Here is a 22,043-nt window from a genome sequence, read left to right as displayed (position 1 = left end):
GCTGCAGTGATCACGCGACGCCCCTTCAGATCGGGTAAGCGCACCGGCGTCGGCACGGTGGATCCGGTCCCGTTGTTCGCCTCGTCACGTGTTCACACGCGACGCGATCTCGCACGCGTCGTACGCGACGTAAGCACCTCAACTCTACTACTACAACACTGTAGTAGTAGAGCGGGGCCGCGCCTGGTTTCGGCCGAGTTGTGGCCGCGAGACTTAGCCGACCGCTACGCCCGGCCGGAACGCGATCGGCTCGCGGTCTGTCCGGCCTCGGTGTCCGCGCCGGCACCGACAACGCGCCCGAAGACGGCTCGATAGTGCTGCATCGCCTGCCGCAGATCCTCCGTGTCGGCGCTGTCCGTGTCGCGCCAGCGCTGCTCGATCGCTGCGCCCTCGCGGTACTCCTGCACGACGTCGGCGTGGTCGACCGACAACAACGACGCCCGCTCGTCAGTACCGGCAGTCGGATAGCCGCGATCGCTCATCGCGGCGGAGAGCAACGCCTTGGTCATCGCGAGCGACTCAGCCGGGACATCGACGAAGCGCTCCTGAACGAGCCGCCATTCGGCCCGATACCGTTCGGTCTCCTCACGGGTGAGCGGAACGATCTCGAGCCGCTCCCGGCGTTCAGTACGCTCACGCAGCTCGCGCTCGGCCTTGCGGCGGCTGTCGTGATCTGAGACGGCACGGTCGTACTCCGGCCCGAACTGCCCACGCAGCTTCTCAGCGCGGCGCCGCGTGACGAACGAGACGGCGGCGAGCGCGACCGCGACGACGACCACGATGACGATGATGGCGATGACCACACTTGACATGCCGAACGCCTCCTCGAGAACCACGAACGTCGATCAGCCAGATGCTGCTCAAGACGAACGAGGAGCAATTCCGTGACAGATACCCGTCCCAGGGTGCACAAAACCGAGCCGCGCCGGTCCAACTGCCGCTCGAGGAACAACCTCGGGCAGCCGTCGCTCGAGGTCGTCATGGTCTGCAACGATGCGCCGATGGCCGCGTGGACGATCGAGCAGGTAGCCGGCGCCTGCCGCGCGAGCTGGTCGGTCGAGACCTGCGACCCGGTCGACCTGCCGCTCTGGAGCGAGACCAATCGGGCGCGTGGGCAGTGCGGTGTCACCGCGCTCGTGATCAACGATCTCTGCGGCGGAGACCTGATCCTCGCCGAGGTCCTCCGACCGGACGGATCCCGGCAGGGTGTGCACTTCTGGAACCGGCTCCCGGACGGTTCCGAGCTCGACCTGACCCGGTCGCAGTTCACCGACGGCGAGCAGGTTCAGCCCGGCCGCGTCATGCCGCGGCCCGGCGGACCGCCGCTTCGGTGCGCGGAGCAGTACACCCTCCTGCGCGACCGGGTGTTGGCGCATCTCACCCGGTAGGAGGTAGGAGCTACGAGGTCACGTCCGCGTCGCTGAACCTTGCCCAGGCCAGCCCGCCGGCGACCGCGACATAGACCGCCTGTAACAGCAGGTAGCGGCCGAGCTGCCCGAAGTGGGGGCCGACCCGGATCAGCGTGCCGAAGCTCTGCCAGTAGTTGTCGATCAGGCCGGGATGGATCGCATGCAGCTGCGGTATCTGGTCGAGCACGATGGACAGGATGGCGAAGCCGAGCGTGCCCGCCATCGCTGCAATCGGCACCTCGGTCAGCACGGAGATCAGCAGCCCGACGGCCAGCAGCCCCCACAGCGACAGCCACACGTAGATCGCGACGCCGAAGATGCGCAGCAAACCCTCGCCGACCGACACCGTCTGGCCGCCGAGCAACGTGAAGGAACCGGTGCCGAACAACCCGACGCCCGCAACAGCGGCAACCAGCGCGATCGTCGCGACTGCGGCCAACGCGTACGCGGCGAGGCCGAACGCCTTCACGAACAGCAACCGGGTGCGGCGTACCGGGATGGTCAGCAGATACCGCAGCGTGCCGCTCTGTGCCTCGCCGGCAATCCCGTCGGCCGCAATGATCCCGACCACTACCGGTAGAAACAGGTTCAGCGTCAGGAACAGCGCGGTCAGCACGAGGAACAGCCCGCTGCCGGTGATGCGGTTCAGGAACTCCGGGCCGCCGCCGCCACCCGAACCGCCGGGTGGAGCCAGCTTGACCGCGATCCCGATGGTGAGCGGGATCGCTCCGAGCGCGCCAAGCAGGATCTGGTTGCGCCGACGGCCGAACACCAGGCGGAGCTCGGAGCGCAGCTGCCGGCCGAGCGCGCCGCGATGGCGACGCGGCGCGACCACCGCATGGCCGGCGCCGAGGCCGACGGCTTCAGCGGACGACATCGAATCCCTCCCCCGTGAGCTCCACGAACAGGTCCTCCAGCGCGGGTCGGGTCACGGCGATCCCCCGCACGGGGACGCCGGCGCGCACCAGCGCGGCGGTCACCGCCTCCGGCAGCACCTCGCCGAGCGTCGCGTGCACCTCCTCCGGCGCGCCCGCGCCGACATCGGTGAGGCCGAGCGCAGCCATCGTCGAGGCGGCCAGCTCAACGGCGGGTGTCGTGACCACGACCTGCGTTGTGCCGTTCCTGCGCAGGTCATTGAGAGTGCCCTGTACGACGAGCTTGCCGGTGCTCATGATCCCGACGTGCGTGCAGACCTGCTCGACCTCGGCGAGCAGGTGGCTCGACACGAACACGGTGAGGCCGTCCGACGACAGCTCGCGGACCAGGTTGCGCACCTCGCGGGTGCCCTGCGGGTCGAGACCGTTGGTCGGCTCGTCGAGCACCAGCAGCTCGCGCGGCTGCAACAGCGCGGCGGCGATCCCGAGCCGCTGCTTCATGCCGAGCGAGTACTGCCGGAACTTCTTGCCCGCCGCCGCGGTGAGCCCAACCCGAGCCAGTGCATCGGCGATGCGCTCGTCGTGGGTCCGCGGGTCCGCCGTCTCGTCCATCCGGTCGAGCCGGACGAGGTTCGCCCGACCGGTGAGGTACGGATGGAAGGCCGGGCCCTCGACCAGAGCCCCGACCTTCGGCAGCGCACGCGGCGCACCGCGCGGGATCGGCTCGCCGACCAGCGTCACCGATCCCTCGGTCGGGCGGATCAGGCCGAGCAGCATCCGGATGGTCGTCGTCTTCCCCGACCCGTTCGGGCCGAGGAAGCCGTAGACCGCGCCTCTGGGCACGGCCAGGTCGATGTGGTCCACCGCGACCTGTCCGGATCGGAACCGCTTGGTCAGGCCTTCGGTTGCGACGACCAGGGACTCGGTGGTCGATGCGGACGGCGCGGACTCGGCGTCTTCCTCGATCAGCGCGGTCATTGCGCAGCCTGGCTGGCTGCGACCTGCTCGAGATACTGCGGCGTAACGGCGCCGAAAAGAATCCGGTTGTCGTTGGTGACGAGGATTGTCACCAGGCTGGTCGTGATCAGATGTCCCTCGGGCACGCGGCTCCCGAGCTGGTCGAGCTCCTGCGCGAGACCAGGCCCGCCGCCCGATCCCTCGACGCCGACCGACTTGCTCTTCGACCCGAACACTCCACTGCGGGTGACCGATGAACGCACCGACCTAGCGGACGACGAGGTGCCGACCGAGCCCCGGTCGACGTAGACCACGGTCCAGTCCTTGCCGATCGTTGGCTGCGCGTACGCGCGCTGCGCGGCACCGTGCGAGATGGCGCCCAGCCCTTCGCCAGAGAACGGCGAGGACTGCATCGACGCGCTCGGCGGCTTCGTGAAGTCGAACGTGGAGGCGCTCGGTGCGGACATCGCGATGCTCGTGAACCCCACGGAGAACGCCGGCGACGAGGTGTTCTTCCGCGACCAGATCTGCACCCGGAGCGGCATCGAGGTCTGCGAGTCCATCGCGATCCGCACCGAGCTGATCAACGCCCGGCTGTCGCGCGGGTCGAGGTCCAGCTGGTACGCCGGGCGGCCCGCGACCTCCGCCGTACGGTCGACCGTCACCTTCGTCGACGGGTTGATCTTCGCCAGTGCCTGCTCCGCCTCCTTCGTCGGGTTGAGCGGCGTCGTGGCCTGCGGCGCGGTATCCTCGCTGTCGCGCGCGACCGTCTTGTGCGAGACCGTGTTGCTGTCGCTGGAGTAGGTCCAAAGGTTGGTGCCGTTGTGCACGACGTCGGTCTCGGACAGGTCGGACAGGAAGATGGCAACCCGCTGCTTGTCCGGGCCCCCATAGGCGAGCTGCGCCGTGTGCGAACCGGTGAGCAGCGTCACCAGCTGCTCGATGCCGGTCTTGCCGCCACCGGGCGCGACTTCCGAGCCGAGCGCGCTGTCGCCGATGTCGGGAAGCCCGAGCCGCGCCGTCTCGACCACGGTGCCACTGAACTGCGGCAGCTTCAGCTGCTCAAGGGAAGCGAGCAGCTGCGCGGCCGACTTGGCCGGCAGGTTCGGGTGCTGCTCACCCGAAGCAGCCTGCGGGACGAACACGATGGCTGCGGTGATCGCTGCCGCGCCCAGCGGGACGAGGTACCGGGCCCGACGGCGCGCGATGGGACTCATTGGCATGCGGCCACGATGCCAAGGGCCGGCTGAGAGGACGCTGAGAGCGACGCGGTCTCCCTGAGAGGAGCCTGAGAGCGAACCGGCGGGACGAGTGGCGCGTTGCGCAGCCGCACCCCGAGACTGGGTGCGTGCGGTTGCTGCTGGTCGACGACGAGCGCCGGCTGGCACGCGCGTTGCAGACCGGGCTCAGCGACGAAGGTTATGTCGTGGACGTCGCCTACGACGGCCAGTCCGGGCTGGACGCCGCGTGCGCCGGCGGCTACGACGCGATCATCCTCGACCTGATGCTTCCGGTTCTCTCCGGCTACCAGGTGGTCCGCCGGCTGCGCAGCGCGGAGATCTGGACGCCGGTGCTGATGCTCACCGCGAAGGACGGCGAGTACGACGAGGCGGACGCGCTCGACGAGGGAGCGGATGACTACCTGACCAAGCCGTTCTCCCTCGTCGTGCTCGTTGCGCGGATCCGCGCCTTGCTCCGACGCGGTTCGGCGCCTCGCCCAACGGTGCTGCGGGCCGGCACGGTCGAGGTGGACCCCGCCACCCGGCAGGTCCTTCGTGACGGCGTCGAGGTCGAGATCACGGCGCGGGAGTTCGCCCTGCTCGCCTACCTGACCCGCAACGCCGGGCGCGTCGTATCGAAGGCGGAGCTCTACGAGCATGTCTGGGAGTCGCACGACGCGGGGCGCGGCCTGAACGTCGTCGAGGTCTACGTCGGCTACCTGCGCCGCAAGCTCGGCCGCGAGATCGTCGAAACGGTTCGCGGCGCGGGTTACCGCACTCCGCTCGCCACCACTCCCGGCGCCGCCACCGGGGCCGGACCGGGGGCCGGCTGATGGCGGCCTGGCGCGCTCCCCGCGGATGGAGCCGGCTGGGCCTGCGGGCCCGGCTCACCCTGATCGCAACGGTCGCGCTCGCCGTGTTCCTTGCCGCCGGAAGCGTCCTGCTGCTGTACGGCTTCTCGACCAGCCGCCTGCACGCCATCGACTCGACCAGCCGGTCGGCCGCGTCGGACATCGCCAGCCTCACCGCGACGGGCGCGCTGCCACCCACGCTCCCGGTGCAGGCAGGGCAAAGCGCTCAGGTGCTGACCGCTCGCGGCCAGGTGCTCGCCGTATCCCCCGGTACGTCGCGAACCCTGCCGCTCGTGCCGGCCGGCGCGCTGGCCCGGCTCGCCCGGACCGGACCGAGCAGCGGGAACGTCAGCCAGACCGCGGCTACCGGGGTCAACCGGATCCTCGTCCGGCCGGTCCGCGTCCGCGGCGCGACCTACTACGTCGTGGTCGTCGAGTCGCTCCGGGACGAGCGCGCCACCCTCAGCAGCCTCGGTCGCTATCTCGCGATTGCGGCGCCGGTGCTGCTCGTGCTGGTGGGCGCAACGCTGTGGATGCTGCTCGGCAGGGCGCTCACCACGGTCTCCGGCCTGCGCCGGGGCGCCGAGGCGGTCACCGACCCGGCGGGCGGCGTGCGGCTGCCGCTGCCCGGCAGCCAGGACGAGATCCGCGCGCTTGCCGTCACGCTGAACGCGATGCTCGACCGGCTCGCCGCGGCCGCCGGCCGGGAACGGCAGTTCGTGGCCGACGTCGCGCACGAGCTGCGCAGCCCGCTCGCCGCCCTTCACACCCAGCTCGAGGTGGCGCTCCGCCAGAGCGACCCGGCCCGGCAGGACGAGCTGGTGGCGGGCGCGCTCGAGGACGCCGGGCGGCTCGCCGCGCTGATCGACGACCTGCTCACGCTGGCCCGGATGGAGGCCGAGCAACTGCCGGTCTCGGAGCCGGTCGACGTGGCCGAGCTCGCGGGGCTCGTGCGAGCAGATCCGTACGTCGTCCTCGGCGATCGCCCAGCGCTGGCCCGCGCCGTCGACAACCTGGTCGCCAACGCCAACCGGCACGCCGCCGGACAGGTGGTCGTCGACGTCGTACGGACCGGCAGCACGACGATCGAGGTGCGGGTGGACGACGACGGGCCCGGTGTGCCCGTGCGCGATCGGCAGCGGGTGTTCGAGCGGTTCGTCCGACTCGACGACGCCCGCGCCCGCGACGACGGCGGCACGGGCCTCGGCCTGGCGATCGTGCGAGCAACGGCGCACACGCACCGGGGCAGCGTCCGGGTCGAGGACTCACCGTTGGGCGGTGCGCGCTTCGTCCTGGTGCTGCCGGCGGCGCCCGATAGCGCGGTGCCAGAGCTCGACCGCCGGCCTGCAACTGCCAGCACGGAGTAGGTCAGAGCACGGCATCGCGATGGTGCTCGCGGTAGCGGACGAACCGGGTGATCGCAACCGCGAACGCACGCGCCAGGCGGTGCTGGAACCGGGTCCTGGTCAGCAGCCGGGCATCATGGGAGTTCCTCAGGTTGCCGCACTCGATGAGGACGAGCGGAACCTTGGTCAGGTTGAGGCCGGCCAGGTTGTCTCGGTGGGCAAGCCCGTGGTGCCCGTCGTACGTGCTGGTCGGCATGGTCGTCCCGCTGCGCATCGCGCGCCGCAACATGTGCCCGAAGCGGTCCGACAATCCGATGACGTGACGGTTCTCCTTGTCGCGCACCGGCTCGAGCACCGCGAACCCGCGCCCGCCGGCCGGCCCGCCGTCGGCATGAATGTCGATACCGACGCTCGCGTGTGAGCGGTTGATGATCTCGGCACGCTTGTTGACGCACGGCCCGACGCCGTGGTTGTTGTGCCGGGTCATCACCACGTGCGCTCCCTCATGGCGCAGGTCGCGGTGCAGGTCCTCGGCCACGCGGAAGTTGAACTTGGCCTCGCTGTAGCCGCTGTCGGTCGCGGTCCCGGTGGTGTTGCAGTTCTCCCACTCCCTGCCGTTCCAGACCTTGCGGTCGATGACGCCGGGGTGCGCCCAGTTGTCGCCGTTGTGGCCAGGGTCCACGCCGACGGTCACGCCGGCAAGCGGACCGTGGTGGCGATGGTGGGTTCGGACCGTAGTACGAGAGGCTCCGCCCGCCGGTGCCGCCGCCGACCAGCCCACCAACGCGGGCACCACGAGCACCGCACAGCTGCCGAGGGCGAGAAGGCGAACGATCCGGACGGCCACGGCCCGTGCCGTCCCCCGGGCGGGAGAAAGTAACCGCATCAGCCGCAGCAATCCTCGGCCGTAGCGAGCCCCGCGAGTGGGCGTGCGCTACCCGGCTCCGCCGGCCGGTTCGTGCCGGATGAAGTCCTTGGTGCGGATCAGCCCGAAGGTCAGCACGCCGGAGACGAGCGCGACGATCGCGGCCACCAGCAGGATCTCGTTCAGCCCGGCGGTGAAGCTGGCCCGGGCCACGTGAGCGGCGATCGGCACCTGCTTCGGCGGGAGCTGCTTGAAGTACGACGTGGCCTCGCCGCTCTTCAACGCATTGCTGAGCGCAGCGCTCTTGCCCGCCAGCGGCGTGTGCGCCAGGCCACTGGCCACCGAGGTCGCCGTGCGCTTAGCGAACAACGTGCCGAGCAGGGCGATGCCGGTGGCGATGCCCACCTGCCGGAACGTCGAGTTGATCCCGGAGGCCATCCCGGCCCGATGCGGCTGCACCACACCGACCGCGGTCGACGCCAGCGGCGGGTTGATCAGCCCGACCCCGATCCCGCCGACGATCAGGCCGGGGATGAGGTGGGTCCACGACGAGCCGGCGCCAAGGCCGCGCATCAACAGCAGTGACGCACCGACAACGAGCAGCCCCGGCCCGATCAACAGCCGCACCGGGACGTGCGACGAGACCCGACCGGCGACGGTAGCGACGACGAGAATGCCGCCGGACATGATCACCAGCCGCAGGCCGGTCTGCAGCGCGCTGTACTGAAGCAGGTCCTGCAGGTACAGCGTCAGGTAGAGCAACATCGAGAAGATGCTGGCCGACAGCCCGAAGGCGGCGATCGCCCCGCCGCTGAAGGTCGGCAACCGGAACAGCGACAGGTCGAACATCGGGTCGCGCACGATGCGCTCGGCGACGAGGAAGCCGGCAATCAGTACGCCGGCGAGGACGAAGCACACGATGACGCGGGTTGCACCGAAGCTGGTCAGGCCCGCCTCGATCAGGGCGTAGATCAAGCTGGACAGCCCCGCGGTGAACAGGATGAACCCCCACCAGTCCGGTCGACGCGCCGCGGTGTCGCGGGACTCCTCGACCCGCATCATCGTGAGCACGAGCGCGCCGATCCCGATCGGCAGGTTCACGAAGAAGATGAACCGCCACGACAGCCCGCTCACCAGTGCGCCGCCCAGCACCGGTCCGATCGCGACGGCAAAGCCGGTGGTGGCTCCCCACACCCCGAACGCGAGCCCGCGCTCCTTGCCCCGGAAGGCGTGCGCGAGCAGCGCCAGCGAGACCGAGAACATGATCGCGCCGCCGATCCCCTGCAGCGCCCGTGAGAGCTCCAGCATGAGCGAGCCCTGTGCCACCCCGCACAACACGGAAGCGGCGGTGAAGATCACCAGGCCGAGGATGTAGAGCCGACGCCGTCCGTACATGTCCGCGAGCGCTCCGCTCGTCAGCAGCAACGCGGCGAGGGTGAGGGCGTAGGCGTCGACCACCCACTGAAGGTCGGCAAAGGTCGAGTGAAGGTCATCCTGGATCTTGGGCAGGGCGACGTTCACGATCGTGATGTCGAGCAGCAGCATGAACGTGCCGAGACACACCGCGATCAGGGTCCACCACTTGTTGTCGTTGGTCTCGGTGGTCGAGGGCGCAGCGGGCGACTCGTGCGTAGCGGCATGCATCGGTGAGGCGTGGGACATACCTGCAGTCTGCCCTGCCGCACCGACACTATGGCGGTACTGGCGCTACCTGCCTTGCCTGGCTCCGCCTGAGTCGCCCGCCGGGCCCGCGGCGCGCACCGGGATTCACCCCTCGTTCACCTGGCGCCCCGCGCAGCTGCCGGCAAGTACACCTCGCGACGCCTCAGCGCCTCAGCACGGCAGAGCGGGACACCGGCCGGCCCCGGTTTCGACCACACCGCTGGGGGCAGGCTTTCACGGTAAGGCGTCGACGAACAGGAGTGATCATGGGCGCGACGGACAAGATGAAGAACGCTGGTGAGCAGGCCCGCGGCAAGGTCAAGGAAGCGACGGGCAAGGGCACCAACGACCGCTCTCTGGAAGCCGAGGGCAAGGCAGAGCAGGCGAGCGGCAACCTCAAGCAGGCCGGCGAGAAGGTGAAGGACGCCTTCTAGCGGGGAGGTCGCTGGATAGAGCGTGCGAAGACAGATCCGTACGAGCTTCTGGCGACCGCAGAGCAGGCCATTGCTTGCGCAGACCTGCCGCCCGCCGCGTGCACGCGGCGGGCGGTTCTTCCTGCGGTATCGAACTCAGCCAGCCTTCTCGCTCGCCCGGGCGGCGAGGGTTCGGGCGGCCGTCCGGGACTCGGTCGCGAGGGTGCGGGTGTCCGCCGTACGAAGCTCGTCATCCTCGACCACCGCATGCCCTCCGACGAGCAACAGCGCCAACGGCGCGGGGGGTCCGAAGACCAGCGCACACACCGGGTCTTCGATGTCGGCGTGCCCGAGGCCGTCCAGGCGCCACAACGCGACGTCGGCGAGCTTCCCCGGCTCGAGCGAGCCGATCTCGTCCTGACGGCCAAGACACCGTGCCCCGCCGATCGTGCCGATCGCGAGGGACTCGCGCGCATCGAGGGCGAGTGGCCCGCGCCGCGAGCGCGCAGCCAGCATCGCCTGCCGCAGCTCGACGGCAAGACCGCTGTGCTCGTTCGATGCCGAACCGTCGACGCCCAGGCCGACCGGCGCACCGGCGGCGAGCAGCTCGGGAACCGGAGCAATCCCCGCTCCGAGCCGCCCGTTCGAGCTCGGGCAGTGGGCGGTGCCGGTGCCGGTCGCGGCAAGCTTCGCGACGTCCGGCCCGTTCAGGTGCACGCAGTGCGCCAGCCACACGTCATCGCCCAGCCAGCCGAGCGACTCCACGTAGTCGACCGGCCGGCAACCGAAGTGCTCCATGCAGAACTCGTCCTCGTCGACCGTCTCGGCGAGATGGGTGTGCATCCGCACCCCGAGCCGGCGAGCGAGGTCGGCCGACTCGCGCATGAGCTCCCCGGTCACCGAGAACGGCGAACACGGTGCGAGCGCGATTCGCACCATCGAGTCGAAGAACGGATCGTGGTGGCGGCGCACCGCGTCCTCGCACGCGGCCAGGATCGCGTCGCGATCCTCGACGACGTGATCCGGCGGCAGGCCGCCCTGGGACTGGCCGAGGTCCATCGAGCCGCGGCACGGGTGGAAGCGGAGCCCGATCCGGATAGCCGCCTCGATCTCCGCCGCGAGCACGTCGCCGCCGTCGTGCGGGAAGACGTAATGGTGATCGGTCGAGGTCGTGCAACCGGACAGCGCCAGGCTCGCGAGCCCGGCGCTCGCGGCGGCGTGCTCGAGCTCGGCGTCGAGCTGCCCCCAGATCGGGTACAACGTGACCAGCCACTCGAACAGCGTGTTGTTCTGGGCCCGCCCGCGGGTGAGCCGCTGATAGAGGTGATGGTGGGTGTTCACCAGGCCGGGCGTCGCGAGGCAGCCGCTGCCGTCGACCCGCCTCGCGCCCTCGACCTCCGGGGCCGGGCCGCTGCCGACCGCGGCGATCCGACCGTCGGACACGACGACGTGGCCGACGTCGTACTCGGTGCCGGCAGCGTCGACCGTCGCGATCGCGCAACCGTCGATGACGATCTCGGCCATCAGCAGAATCCGGGGATGCTCTGCCAGGCGCGACCGGGATCGGGCGCGTCGTCGCGGGTGACCGTGCCCTCGATCAACCCGTACGGACGGTCCGCGGCGTAGTAGACCTCCCGGTCGTTGGGCAGACCGAACGGCGACAGGTCGACCAGGAAGTGATGCTTGTTGGGCATGGACATCCGGATCTCCGCGACCTCCGGGTGCGCTTCGAGCACCTGCTCCCCCATGAAGTACAAGGTCTGCTGCAGCGCGAGGCTGTGCTTCCGCGCGAATGACGCCAGCAGGATGCGGCGTACGTCGGAATAGCTCGCGTCCCAGTCGACGTCGTCGATGTGGGTGTAGCGCCATCGAGCGGTCACCGCGGTGGCGAGGATGCGGTCCCGATCCTCGGGAAGCGTCGTGTAGCGGTCGCGGGGAAAGCCGGTGAACTCCGATCCGGTGGTCTTGAGCACGACGAGGTCGGAGATGCCCGACACCACCCACGCCGCGGAGCCGTCCAGAGTCACCACCGTGGTGCGGGTGCCCGCTCCGCGCGAGAAGGCGTGGTCGTGCGGCGCGCCGTCGACCTCGATGCGGTCCCAGGAGTACTCCTCGATGCTGACCCTCGCGCCGCTCACCCAGTCGAAGGAGTCGACGAAGTGGCGGGCAAGCCGGAGCGCGAAGTCCTCGATCGCCCCGACTCCGAACTGCTGGGCAAACGCGTAGACCGTGTTCTTCTGCGTGTCGGTCGCAACGACATGCGAGTTGTCGCCGTGCACGTGAGCGGCCGCGAAGTCCCCGCGAAGCGCAGTGGACACGCTCACGTCCTTCAGCTCGTGGCGCTCGCCACCGCGCGTGACCCGCACCAGGCGGACCTCCGCCTTGCCGTACTGGTTGTCACCGAAGGTCACGGACATGAATACCTAGCTCCCGCGGTAGGTCGAGTAGGCGAAGGGGCTCAGCAGCAACGGAACATGAAGGTGGCGGCCGGGATCGCTCACGTCGAACACAACAGTGACCTGCGGGTAGAACGTCTCGATCTCACGCGACCCGAAGTAAGCACCGGAGTCGAAGGAGATCCGGTGCACCCCGGTGGACAGCTCGCCCAGTGAGGAGATCCGGCCGTCGTCATCCGTGCTGGCGGCGCTCACCTGCTCCCAGCCCGCGCCGGCCCGGCGTTCGAGCACGACCGCAACGCCGACCGCGGGCAGACCGGTGACGGTGTCGAGGACGTGCGTGGAAACGGTCACGCTGCATCGTAGGAGCCGAGCAACCGACCCAGCCTGATCCGGGTGATCTTGGCCAGCTCGATGCGCACGACACCCTCCTCGGTCTGCGGGTCGTTGCCCAGCCGCGACCGGCAGATCGCGAGCAGCTCATCGGCCGTCTTGCCGGTCGCGCACACCAGGTAGACCCGACCGAAGCGGCGTTCGTACTCCGCGTTCGCGGCCGCGATCTCCTCGAGTACGCCGGCGGTTGCCGTGCTCACACCGGACTGTTCCCGGCGCGACCACTCATGAGCCGATCCAGTCGGGCGCTCACCGATTCGAGGGTGGCCGGCGAGCGCATCGGCGAGCCCGACGTCATCGAGCGCTGCGATCGCGGCGTCGGAGGCCACGAGCAGCGCATTGCTGTCGGCGTACGGCCGCTGATCGAGCATCCGGTCCGCCCACTGGCGCGAGCTGCAGCACGCCATGAGATCAGCAGCCACCTGGTCGTCCGCCGAGCCTTCGTTGAGGACGTGGAGCCAGCGCTCGGTCATCGGGCCGCGCGGATCCCGGCCAGCCGGTGCTGGGCGGACTCGGGCAGGTCGCCGAAAGCAATCGACCGGCCGGCCGCCAGCGCCTCGGCCTCCGCGCGCGGCTGGCCTGCGCCGACGAGCACCTCGACGAGCTGCGACCCGGGCAGGCCGGCCAGGAACCGCTGCGCAAGCTCGATCCGCGCCTGCGGGCTCGGCGTCCCATAGAGGCGGAGCCGGGCCATCCCTCCGTCGGGATAGATGTCCATGCGGACTCGCTCGACGGACGCGTCGTCGTCGAGCACGAAACGATGCCGGGTGTCCGGCGTCAGCGCCGTGCGCTCCAGCAGAACCCGGTCGGCGCCGTCACTCAGGCGGGCCCAGCCCGGCGCGTTCCCGACGAAGCACGACGTGTCGAGCTCGGCGATCTCGACCCGGCCGGGGCAGGCGAGCTGCACCTCGACCCAGTCGTTTCCGTCGTCGCGCCTTCGCGAGGTCTCCCAGCCGTCGCCCATCGAACGAGCGTTGCCGGGCATGATCAGGTTGCTCGGCGAGGAGTAGAACATGTTGCTGCAGCCGGCGATCCGAGCGCCTGACTCACATGCGGCAAGGTCGAACGTTCCGGGGAGTGCTCTCGGGTCGAGGACGACCTCGCCATGCACGCGAAGCCTCGCGACGCCGCCATCCGGAAAGATTGTCAGCCGGACATGCGTGAAGCGCTCCTGCGCGGTGATCTCGAACTCGTTGATGGTGTCGCCTGCGATCCGGGTCCGTGCCACGAGCGGGGTCCAGTCGCCGGACGCGATCGTGGACGGTTCCGGGTAGCCCTCGATTCCGCAGGCGTCGACGGACACCTCCGGCGGGTAGTTGCCGGTGAAGAAGGAGGTGTCCACGACGATGCTCCGGACGATCCCGGGGCAGCCGAGCCGAACGATCGCGTAGTCGCTGCCGGGCTCCCGTCGACGGCGGGTCTCCCAGCCGTCCATGATCTGGCCCTTCGGCCCGAAGGTGTGCGGTTGGAAGACCGGCGGCTCCGCTTTGATCAGGTTCTCGCGCTCGGCGAACAGCTCGTCATTCGCAGCGACCACGCTGCCGCCGAGCGCGCGAGAGGCGAGGTCGGGCAGCGTGCGCGCGCTCGCTGTCACGACGGCGTCTTGGTTCATCGCTCTCCTCGGCGCAGCAACCGACCGGCAGGGTTGTCACCGTTGATACACGCGCCGCGCAGCCAGGTCGAGCGCACCACCCCGGTGAGCTCGCGACCGGCGTAGGGCGTGATCGGGTTCCTGTGCTTGAGGCGGAGGGGGTCGACGACGTACGACTCATCCGGAGCGAACACGCAGAAGTCGGCATCGGACCCTGGCGCCAGCCGCCCTTTGCGCGCCAGCCCGGCAAGCTTCGCCGGACCTTCCGCCATCCAGCGGGCCACGTCACTGAGCGAAAGGCCACGCGCGCGAGCCTGCGTCCACAGCGCAGGTAGCCCCAGCTGGACCGACGCGATGCCACCCCACGCCGCGCCGAAGTCGCCGGTGTCGAGCCGCTTGAGGTCGACCGTGCACGGCGAGTGGTCCGACACGACGCCGTCGATCTGACCCGCGCGCAGGCCTTGCCAGAGCGCCTCCCGATTGGCGTCGTCGCGGATCGGCGGGCAGCACTTGTACTGGGTCGCTCCGTCGGGGATGTCACCTGCCTCGAAGCTCAGGTAGTGCGGGCAGGTCTCCACCGTCATCCGTACGCCGGCCGCGCGCGCCGCGGTGATCATCGGCAGCGCGCCCGCGCTCGACAGGTGCAGGACATGCACGCGGCAACCGGTCTCGCGGGACAGCTCGATCAGCCGGGCGATCGCGCGGTTCTCGGCGTCCGTCGGCCTCGAGTCGAGAAAGGACCGGTAGTGCCGGTCATGCGGCGCATCGGCGACGATGCCGGCGTCCTCTGCGTGGACGATCAGCAGACCACCGAACGAAGCGATCTCGCGCATCGCGTCCTGCAGCCCTCGGTCATGGAGTGGCGGGAACTCGTCGACGCCGCTGGGCAGCAGAAAGCACTTGAAGCCGAACACCCCGGCGGCGTGCAACGGGCGAAGGTCCGCCAGGTTCCCCGGGATCGCGCCGCCCCAGAACCCGACGTCGACCGCACACTTCCCCGCTGCGGCCGTCCGCTTCACCTCCAGCGCGCCGACGTCGCAAGTGGGCGGGATGCAGTTGAGTGGCATGTCGACGATCACGGTCACCCCGCCGGCTGCTGCCGCGGCCGTCGCAGTCGCGAACCCCTCCCACTCCGTGCGACCCGGCTCGTTGACGTGCACGTGGGTATCCACCAAGCCAGGGAACAAGACCTCGTCGTCGGCCAGCTCGAGGATCCGCGTTGCTTCGACCGGCTCGCTCAGCGACCCGATGCCGACGACCTGCCCGGCGTTGACCGCGACGCTGCAGGCACGTTCACCATCCGGCAGCACGGCGCGCTGGGCGCGCACCACGAGGTCCACCGTCATGACCCGGTGCTCCGAGGACTTCCCATCAGCGGACCTGACGCCGATACAACGCATCGAGCTGAACGCGGTCGGCACCCGACTGCTCGGTCACCTCGGCCTCGTCGAGCGCTCCGCACTGCAGTCCGCGAACCAGCAACGCCGCCATGCCCTGTGCCGTCGCCGGCTCGTCGAGCACCGGTGAATGCGTGCCGCTCAGGTACGCCCGCAGCCGGGCGGCCGCGGACGGCATGCCCCCGCGGTAGAAGGCGTAGGTCGCGGCGTACCGGCTTACGAGCTGCAGCGGGTGCAGGTCCCAGCCTTGGAAGTACGCGCGTTCGAGCGAACGTCTCACCAGGTGCGCATGCAGGCGCCACGCCGCGACGATCTCCTCCGCGGTCCCTACCGGCAGGACGTTGCTCGACCCGTCGCTCAACCGGACCCCGGTGCCGGCGGCGGCCACCTGCATGACCGCCTTCGCGTGGTCGGCAACGGGATGCGCCAGGCTCTGGTACGGCGACGGCACTCCGCAGGCCGCGCTGTAGTCATAGGTGCCGTAGTGCAACCCGGCGACCCGCCCGCCGCCGGCGTGCACCATGAGGGCGACCGACGCCGTGCCGTCGGCGGCGAGGATCGCCTGTGGTGTCTCGACCTGGATCTCGAACCGCAGACTGCCCGGGCTCAGGCCGTGCGCCTGCTCCAACGCGCCGCACAGGTCGGCGAAGGCGGCTACCTGAGCGACGTGCGTCACCTTCGGCAGCGTCACCACGAAGCCGTCCGGCAGCGCTGCGTGGTCGAGCAGCTCGGCCAGGAAGAGATCGAGCGTGCGGATCCCGCGCCGGCGGGTGCCCGGCTCGAGGCTCCGCAAGCGGATCCCGCAGAACGGCAGCGCGGTCCCGGCCAGTACGCGCGCGGCTGCCCGCGCAGCTGCGTCCTCCTCGGCATCGGAGTGGGCGCCGTACCCGTCCTCGAAGTCGACCCGAAGGTCCTCGATCGGCTCTCGCGCGAGCTTCGCCCGCACACGCGGCAGCACGGCGGCCGCCAGGTCGTCGTCCACCTCCAGTACGCCGGCAAGGGCCGTCGGCTCGGGCAGGTTCCGGTCGAGCGCACCGAGCGCCTGCTCACCCCAGTCGCCGGGAAGCGTCGCGGTGACGGCGTCGGCCGGGACGTACACCGTGTGCACGGGCTGGCGGGTGCCGAGATCACCGGGATAGTCGGCCAGCAGCTGCGCATCCACCTCGGCGAGCTCGGCGTCGAGCCGCTCGTAGGCCCCCGCGTCCAGACCCATCGCTCAGATGCCGGCGATGTGCTCGGGTTGCACCGGGACCCGGGTGAGCGGCCGCCCGGACGCGGCTCGCAACGCAGCCACGACGGCTGGGGTCGAGGAGATCGTCGGCGGCTCGCCGACACCGCGCAGCCCATACGGCGCGGTCGGGTGGCCGAGCTCGAGGACGTGGATCTGCATCGGCGGGGTGTCGAGGATCGTCGGAATCAGGTAGTCGGTGAAGGACGGGTTGCGGATCAAGCCGTCGCGTACCTGGATCTCCTCCATCAGAGCCAGACCGATGCCTTGCGTCGTACCGCCCTGGATCTGGCCTACCACCGACAGCGGGTTCAGCGCCTTTCCGACGTCCTGCGCGGTGGTCACCTCGACCAGCCGCACGAGCCCCAGCTCGACGTCGACGTCGGCAACCACGCGGTGCGCCGCAAACGCGAACTGCAGGTGCGCATCGCCCTGCCCGACCGCCCCGTCCGGTGCGGGCGTGCGGCTGAGGGCGACGGTCGGCCGGTGGTGGAACTCGCGGGTCTCCTCAACGACGTCGTCACCGAGCACGGATGCGAGCGAGGTGATCGACCGGCCGTCGGCAGCCACGATCTGACCACCCTGCAGGGAGGCACCGTCGACCTCGAGGCCGAGCTTTCGCGTCGCCATCGCCAGCACCTGGGTGCGCACCGCCTCGCAGGCCAGCTTCACCGCGCCGCCGGTGCAGTAGGTCTGCCTCGACGCGGAGGTCGAACCAGCACTGCCGACGGACGTGTCGGAGGGATGGTTGACGACGCGCTCGACACCGAGCTCGGTCCGGGCGATCTGGGCCATCACGGTGACCAGCCCCTGGCCGACCTCGGCCGCCGCGGTGTGGACGGTCGCGCTGACCTCGTCGCCGAGCAGCTGCAGCCGCACGCGCGCCGTCGAGTAGTCGTCGAACCCTTCCGAGTAGCCGACGTTCTTGAACCCGACCGCGTAGCCCACGCCGCGGCGGACTCCTTCGCCGTGGGTGGTGTTGGCGACGCCACCGGGCATGGTCCGCAGGTCGATGCCGGCAGGGTCTGCGGCCGCGGGCAAGGGCGAGCTCTGCACCAGGCGGAGGATCTCGGCGACCGGAGCGGCGCCATCGATGACCTGGCCGGTCGGCATCAGCGAGCCCTTGCGCATCGCGTTGCGGATTCGCAGCTCGACGGGGTCCATGTCCAGCGCGGCGGCGAGCTTGTCCATCTGCGACTCGTGCCCGAAGCACACCTGTACGGCGCCGAAGCCGCGCATCGCACCGCAGGGCGGGTTGTTCGTGTAGAGGACGTGGCCATCGATCTGCACGTTGTCGCACTCGTACGGCCCGACCGCGAAGCTCACTGCGTTGCTCACAACCGCCGGCGAGCTGGAGGCATAGGCACCGCCGTCGAGCAGGATCTCCGCCTTGACGTAGACCAGCGTGCCGTCGCTGCGCGCACCGTGCGCGTACCGCATCCGCGCCGGGTGCCGGTGCACGTGGCCGAAGAACGACTCCTCGCGCGAGTAGACCATCTTCACCGGGCGGTTGGTGCGCAGCGCGAGCAGGCAGGCGTGGATCTGCATCGAGACGTCCTCGCGTGCGCCGAACGCGCCGCCCACACCGGCCAGCGACAACCGCACCTTGTCTTCCGGCAAATCCAAGGCCTCGGCCACCTGGCGTTGGTCGACGTGCAACCACTGGGTCGCGATGAACAAGTCGACGCCGCCGTCCTCTGCAGGGACGGCCAACCCGGACTCGGGGCCGAGAAAGGCCTGGTCCTGCATGCCGACTTCGTACTCACCCGTGACGGTTACGTCCGCCGCTGCGTTGAGGTCGCCGCGTTGGATGCGGATCTTGCGCAGGATGTTCCCGCCACCGGGATAGTGGTCCTGGGTGGGCACCTCGTGCACGAGCGGCGAGTCCGGCAGCATCGCGGCTGCCATGTCGCTGACCGGGTCGAGCACTTCGTAGTCGACGTCGATGAGAGCCGCGGCGCGGCGGGCCGTCTCGGGGTGGTCGGCCGCAACGATCGCCACCGGCTCCCCGGCGTACCGCACCTGGTCGATCGCCAGCACCGGCTGGTCGGAGATCTCCAGGCCGTAGGTCTTGGAACCTGGCACGTCCTCGTGCGTGAGTACGGCGGTGACGCCGGCGAGCGCCAGGGCAGGACCGATGCCGATGCTGCGAATGCGGGCCCGCGGGTGCGGGCTGCGAAGCGTCGCACCCCACAGCATGTCCTCCATCCAGAGATCGGAAGAGTAGGCGAAGTCGCCGGTGACCTTCGGGATGCCGTCCGGCCGCAGCACGCTCTCGCCGACTCCGCCCCGAGCCGGCGTCGTCGTCGCTTCGGACCCCGGCCGGTGGGTGGGCAGTGTCGGCGCGTCCCGGCGCGCGGTCTCAGTCATGACGCTCCGTCGACCGCGGACCGCCTCGCCGCCGCCAGCCGCACCGCGTCGAGGATCTTCTCGTAGCCGGTGCAGCGACAGAGGTTGCCGGCGAGCGCCTCGCGGATCTCGCCGTCGGCCGGCTCGGGGTTGCGGGCCAGCAGGTCGTCGGTCGCCACGATCAGACCCGGGGTGCAGAAGCCGCACTGCACCGCGCCCGCGTCGACGAACGCCTGCTGCACCGGGTCGAGCTCGTCGTCCGCGGCAAAGCTCTCGACCGTGCGCACGACTCTGCCCTGGGCCTGCGGTGCGGCAACGAGGCAGGCGCACACCAGCGTCCCGTCGAGATAGACCGAGCAGGACCCGCACTCCCCTTGCTCGCAGGCGTTCTTGGTCCCGGGCAGGCCGAGCCGCTCGCGAAGAACGTAGAGCAGGCTCTCGCCCGGCCACACGTCGTCCGCGTGCACGGTCGAGCCGTTCACGTCGAAGGTGATCCTCATGCCGCGGCCGCCTGATAGTCCGACCACGCCCAGCTCAACGTCCGGCGAGCCATCACACCGACCGCGTGCCGGCGATAGCTCGCCGTCCCACGTACGTCGTCGATCGGGCGCGCTGCTGCTCCGGCCAGCTCGCCGAAGCGTGCGATCACCGACTCCCCCAGCGCCGCGCGGGACTGCCACAGGTCGCCGGCCGTGAGCTCCTCCTGCAGGAACTGCTCCGCCTCGGGTGCGCGCAGCACGGTCGGGCCGGCCGAGCCGATGCACGTGCCGACGAGTCCGCGCGAGGGATGCAGGGAGAGCGCGAACCCGCACACGGAGATCACCATCGCATTGCGGGTCCCGACCTTGGCGAACTGTTGCGGCCCGTCGGCGACCGGCACCTGCACGGCTCGCACCAGCTCGTCGGGCTCGAGAACGTTGCGCTTCGGACCGGTGAAGAACTCGCGCACCGGCACCGTTCGCGCTCCGCGCACGGACGCGACCTCTACGGTTGCGCCGACACTCACCAACGGCGGCAATGCATCCCCGGCCGGAGACGCCGTACCCAGCTGTCCACCGAGCGTGCCGCGGTTGCGGATCTGGGGCGAGCCGACGGTTCGCGAAGCGATCGCCAAGCCAGGCACCTCGGGCGCGAGCTCTTGGATGATCCGCGTGAACGAGACGCCGGCGCCGATCCGTACGACGTCTCCCGTGCGCTCCCACTCGCGAAGCTCGGCGACCCCGTTGAGGTCGAGCATCGCCTCGGGCCGGCGCCGATCAAAGTTGAGGTCCACCATCAGATCGGTCCCGCCGGCGATCGGCACCGCCGCAGGGCGGTCAGCCTTCGCTGCAAGCGCCTCGTCCCACGAGGTCGCGTACAGAAAGTCCACGAGCGCACCCACCTCCTGTTCCGGACATCATGCCCGACAGCGACTTCCGATCGTCCCGAGCGCAGCGCAGGCAGAACTGGCAATGTCGGGGCGCACCGAACGGAGCGAGGTGAAAGCCACGCGCAGGTAGTGAACCCTCCCGTACGGCCTAGGGCGATTTACGGGCTTCGAAGAGAAAGCGGACGGACGTGGCCCGGAACGGGCCGGCTTCGAGTATTCGCTCGTGCAGTCGGAGGAGTCGGTCTCGGTACGCCGCGACGGTGAAGTCCGGCACGATCCACACGACCTTGCGCAGGAAGTGGATCACCGCCGCGATGTCGTAGAACTCCATCCGGCCGCGGAACTCGCGAACATCGATCACGTCGAGCCCAGCCGCATTCGCGTCCATCACCGACCAGCGCGGATCCCGGGTCGGGCCGTCCGGTTCGGGCTGGGGCCCTATGAGGTACTCGGTCAGCTCGCCTACCGAAGCATGTCCGACGTCCTGAGAGAGGTACGTTCCGCCCGGCTTGAGGACACGAGCGACTTCGTCCCACCGGATCCCTACCGGGTGCCGGCTGACCACAAGGTCGAAGCTCCCATCGGCGAACGGCAGGTCATCGAGCTCATCCGCCATCGCCACGACGGTGGCCCCGAGCCGGGCCAGTCGCCGACGAGCCAGCTCGACGTTCGGCGGCCACGACTCGGTCGCCACGAGGGTCGGCGGAGCGACTGGAACTTCCGCGAGGACCTCGCCGCCACCGGTTTGAAGGTCGAGAGCCGCCGCTCCGGGCAGTTCGGCGAGCGCCGCCATGCGCGCCGCGAGCAGCCGGCTGTAGCGCCATGGCGGGCGTTCCTCGGTCGCCCGGCCCTCGAACCACGAGAAGTCCCAACCGTCGACGGGCACGGACTCGCCCTCGGCGACAAGGTCCTCGAACGAAATGGTTGAGGCCACGCCTCATCTTCTGCACACGGCGCAGCAACCGGACCGCCGGTCGGCCACGCAACGCTGCGACGCGGCTAAGAGTCCACCGCCCTGGACGCCGGCCGTGACCCCTTGCGGAGCCTCCGCACCACTGTGGATGTCGGCTTGTGGATGTCGGCTGGACAGTGTCGGGGTTCGAACGTATGTTCGAGTCATGTCGTTGGGGTGGGTGGATGACCCGGAGCTGGACGCGGCGCACGCCCGGGCCGCGGTGCTCATCGGCGAGGCGGAGCAGCTTGCGCCCGGGCCGGGTCTCGCGGCGGCGCTGGTCCGGTTGCAGGGGTTGGTGATGGACTGCTCGACCGCGGTCCGGACCACCGTGTTGTGGGACCGGTTGACCGCGTGGACCCAGGCGCAGGCGATGATCAGCGCCACCGAGGCGGTCACCGCGGCTGACCTGCCGGTGTTCCTCGAGGGTGAGGACACCGCCCGGCTGGTCGGTCAGGAGCTCGCGGTCCGTACCGCTACTTCTTATGGGACGCAGTCGCGTCGTCTCGCGTTGGTCGACCAGGTGGCTCGGGAGCTGCCGGCCGCGTGGGTCGCGCTGGACCGTGGTGCGCTGAGCCTGGCGCACGTGAGCCGGTTGGCCGGTGAGCTGCGGTCCTGTCCGCCGGGGTTGGCCGGGCAGGTCGACGGGCGGCTGGTGCCGCAGGCGGTCGAGCACGGGTGGACCCCGGCGCAGCTGGCCCGGGCGGCTCGCCGGGAGCTGATCGCCGCCGACCCGGCCGGGGCCGCCGACCGGGCGGAGACCGCGAAGG

22 protein-coding genes are annotated in these 22,043 nt (G+C 70.1%); 5 read left to right on the top strand and 17 right to left on the bottom strand.

Annotated features, from left to right (window positions below; translation table 11 throughout):
• Positions 1-224: 224 nt before the first annotated feature.
• A complete protein-coding gene (locus VME70_05040) occupies positions 225-812 on the bottom strand; it encodes a hypothetical protein (protein ID HTW19566.1) in 588 nt (195 codons plus the stop codon).
• A gap of 93 nt (positions 813-905) precedes the next feature.
• Between VME70_05040 and VME70_05035 the strand changes: the two genes are divergently transcribed.
• On the top strand, positions 906-1,388 hold the full coding sequence (locus tag VME70_05035; GenBank protein ID HTW19565.1) for a hypothetical protein: 483 nt from the start codon (positions 906-908) through the stop codon (positions 1,386-1,388).
• Between the two features lie 10 nt (positions 1,389-1,398).
• On the opposite strand, the gene VME70_05030 is transcribed toward VME70_05035, so the two are convergent.
• The 3 genes from VME70_05030 to VME70_05020 are packed head-to-tail and all read right to left on the bottom strand — an operon-like array spanning position 1,399 to position 4,464.
• Positions 1,399-2,286, bottom strand: coding sequence for an ABC transporter permease subunit (locus tag VME70_05030; protein HTW19564.1), 888 nt, complete (start codon positions 2,284-2,286; stop codon positions 1,399-1,401).
• Positions 2,273-3,262 (bottom strand): ABC transporter ATP-binding protein, encoded by a 990-nt coding sequence (locus VME70_05025; GenBank protein ID HTW19563.1) that lies wholly within the window; start codon positions 3,260-3,262, stop codon positions 2,273-2,275. Before VME70_05025 ends, VME70_05030 begins: the two co-directional genes overlap by 14 nt.
• Positions 3,259-4,464, bottom strand: a complete 1,206-nt coding sequence (locus VME70_05020; protein HTW19562.1) for a DUF2092 domain-containing protein — start codon at positions 4,462-4,464, stop codon at positions 3,259-3,261. Before VME70_05020 ends, VME70_05025 begins: the two co-directional genes overlap by 4 nt.
• 125 nt (positions 4,465-4,589) lie before the next feature.
• On the opposite strand from VME70_05020, the gene VME70_05015 reads away from it, so the two are divergent.
• A complete protein-coding gene (locus tag VME70_05015; GenBank protein ID HTW19561.1) occupies positions 4,590-5,294 on the top strand; it encodes a response regulator transcription factor in 705 nt (234 codons plus the stop codon).
• Entirely contained in the window at positions 5,294-6,679 is a 1,386-nt protein-coding gene (locus VME70_05010) for a HAMP domain-containing sensor histidine kinase (GenBank protein HTW19560.1), read from the top strand. Before VME70_05015 ends, VME70_05010 begins: the two co-directional genes overlap by 1 nt.
• A gap of 1 nt (position 6,680) precedes the next feature.
• Here the strand turns inward: VME70_05010 and VME70_05005 are convergent, their stop codons facing one another.
• Positions 6,681-7,352 carry an N-acetylmuramoyl-L-alanine amidase gene (locus VME70_05005; protein HTW19559.1) on the bottom strand — a complete coding sequence of 224 codons (672 nt, stop codon included), beginning with the start codon at positions 7,350-7,352 and terminating at the stop codon, positions 6,681-6,683.
• Between the two features lie 240 nt (positions 7,353-7,592).
• The gene (locus VME70_05000) at positions 7,593-9,185 is read right to left on the bottom strand and encodes an MFS transporter (protein ID HTW19558.1); all 1,593 of its coding nucleotides are present in this window, start codon (positions 9,183-9,185) and stop codon (positions 7,593-7,595) included.
• A gap of 266 nt (positions 9,186-9,451) precedes the next feature.
• On the opposite strand from VME70_05000, the gene VME70_04995 reads away from it, so the two are divergent.
• Complete coding sequence (locus VME70_04995) at positions 9,452-9,619, top strand: CsbD family protein (GenBank protein HTW19557.1); 168 nt, start codon at positions 9,452-9,454, stop codon at positions 9,617-9,619.
• Positions 9,620-9,754: 135 nt separating this feature from the next.
• Here the strand turns inward: VME70_04995 and VME70_04990 are convergent, their stop codons facing one another.
• The 11 genes from VME70_04990 to VME70_04940 form a co-directional block, all read right to left on the bottom strand.
• Positions 9,755-11,122, bottom strand: a complete 1,368-nt coding sequence (locus VME70_04990) for an 8-oxoguanine deaminase (GenBank protein ID HTW19556.1) — start codon at positions 11,120-11,122, stop codon at positions 9,755-9,757.
• The gene (gene pucL, locus VME70_04985; protein ID HTW19555.1) at positions 11,122-12,015 is read right to left on the bottom strand and encodes a urate oxidase; all 894 of its coding nucleotides are present in this window, start codon (positions 12,013-12,015) and stop codon (positions 11,122-11,124) included. The genes VME70_04990 and pucL overlap by 1 nt, the downstream gene beginning before the upstream one ends.
• Positions 12,016-12,021: 6 nt before the next feature.
• Positions 12,022-12,348 carry a hydroxyisourate hydrolase gene (uraH, locus tag VME70_04980; protein ID HTW19554.1) on the bottom strand — a complete coding sequence of 109 codons (327 nt, stop codon included), beginning with the start codon at positions 12,346-12,348 and terminating at the stop codon, positions 12,022-12,024.
• Positions 12,345-12,860: a 2-oxo-4-hydroxy-4-carboxy-5-ureidoimidazoline decarboxylase gene (uraD, locus tag VME70_04975; GenBank protein HTW19553.1), complete on the bottom strand. Its 516-nt coding sequence runs from the start codon at positions 12,858-12,860 to the stop codon at positions 12,345-12,347. The genes uraH and uraD overlap by 4 nt, the downstream gene beginning before the upstream one ends.
• Positions 12,857-13,999 carry an allantoicase gene (gene alc / locus VME70_04970; GenBank protein ID HTW19552.1) on the bottom strand — a complete coding sequence of 381 codons (1,143 nt, stop codon included), beginning with the start codon at positions 13,997-13,999 and terminating at the stop codon, positions 12,857-12,859. Before alc ends, uraD begins: the two co-directional genes overlap by 4 nt.
• Positions 13,996-15,324: an allantoinase AllB gene (gene allB / locus VME70_04965; GenBank protein ID HTW19551.1), complete on the bottom strand. Its 1,329-nt coding sequence runs from the start codon at positions 15,322-15,324 to the stop codon at positions 13,996-13,998. Before allB ends, alc begins: the two co-directional genes overlap by 4 nt.
• A gap of 25 nt (positions 15,325-15,349) precedes the next feature.
• Entirely contained in the window at positions 15,350-16,588 is a 1,239-nt protein-coding gene (locus VME70_04960; protein HTW19550.1) for an aldolase, read from the bottom strand.
• Between the two features lie 3 nt (positions 16,589-16,591).
• Positions 16,592-18,973, bottom strand: a complete 2,382-nt coding sequence (pucD, locus tag VME70_04955; GenBank protein HTW19549.1) for a xanthine dehydrogenase subunit D — start codon at positions 18,971-18,973, stop codon at positions 16,592-16,594.
• The gene (locus tag VME70_04950) at positions 18,970-19,452 is read right to left on the bottom strand and encodes a (2Fe-2S)-binding protein (protein HTW19548.1); all 483 of its coding nucleotides are present in this window, start codon (positions 19,450-19,452) and stop codon (positions 18,970-18,972) included. The genes pucD and VME70_04950 overlap by 4 nt, the downstream gene beginning before the upstream one ends.
• On the bottom strand, positions 19,449-20,321 hold the full coding sequence (locus VME70_04945; GenBank protein ID HTW19547.1) for an FAD binding domain-containing protein: 873 nt from the start codon (positions 20,319-20,321) through the stop codon (positions 19,449-19,451). The genes VME70_04950 and VME70_04945 overlap by 4 nt, the downstream gene beginning before the upstream one ends.
• Positions 20,322-20,469: 148 nt before the next feature.
• Complete coding sequence (locus VME70_04940; protein HTW19546.1) at positions 20,470-21,255, bottom strand: class I SAM-dependent methyltransferase; 786 nt, start codon at positions 21,253-21,255, stop codon at positions 20,470-20,472.
• 184 nt (positions 21,256-21,439) lie between these two features.
• Between VME70_04940 and VME70_04935 the strand changes: the two genes are divergently transcribed.
• Positions 21,440-22,043: hypothetical protein (locus VME70_04935; protein HTW19545.1), on the top strand; the 604-nt coding region annotated here is incomplete at its 3' end.

This window comes from Mycobacteriales bacterium (genome assembly GCA_035504215.1).
In the GTDB taxonomy this organism is placed as follows: domain Bacteria; phylum Actinomycetota; class Actinomycetes; order JAFAQI01; family JAFAQI01; genus DATAUK01.
This window is presented reverse-complemented; position numbering and strand designations above follow the sequence as displayed.